The sequence below is a fragment of the Vibrio sp. Y176 genome, assembly GCF_033438945.1.
Map to the genome: position 1 here is coordinate 1 of NZ_JAWOQS010001078.1, position 538 is coordinate 538.

General features: G+C 51.1%; 1 protein-coding gene. It reads left to right on the top strand.

Annotation, left to right across the window (positions count from 1 at the left end; genetic code table 11):
* Positions 1 to 146: 146 nt before the first annotated feature.
* Positions 147 to 538: VirB8/TrbF family protein (locus R7O13_RS30290; protein WP_318305650.1), on the top strand; the 392-nt coding region annotated here is incomplete at its 3' end.

Sequence of the window (538 nt, forward strand, 5' to 3'; positions counted from 1 at the left end):
ATGGTGAAGACGAGGCAATGCCTGTCATTGAAATCTACAGCAGCGAACATCAAACCGGTAATGTGTGTTGCCCCAATAAAGACGCATTGAAGGTTTTGATTGACGCGCTATCAGAAGCTTACGACCACTTATCATAAGGTGACAATATGTCTAATCCTGAGAGTCCATCGGACTACTCCATCTTGTATCAACGCGCCCGCGAAGAGTGGGACGAACGCTTAGGCAGCGTAGTGAAACAGGCGCACGATTGGAAAATGTGCGCTTTTTTTTCGATGTTTATCGCCGCGATTGCCGTAGGCAGCACCGGATACATCGGCGCCCAATCCAACATTGAGCCTTATGTCATTGGCGTGAAAAACGGCGAAGAAGTGGTGGGCGTGGCCAGCGTTCAAAAGCTGCCGACCTCACAACTGGAAGCGCTCAAAGTGAACGATTTAGAGCGCTTTGTGGAAGACATTCGCAGCGTCTATCTGGACGTAGAAGTCGAAGACAAAGCGGTGCGCCGCGCCTACGCAAGACTCGTTCCCAACTCCCCTGC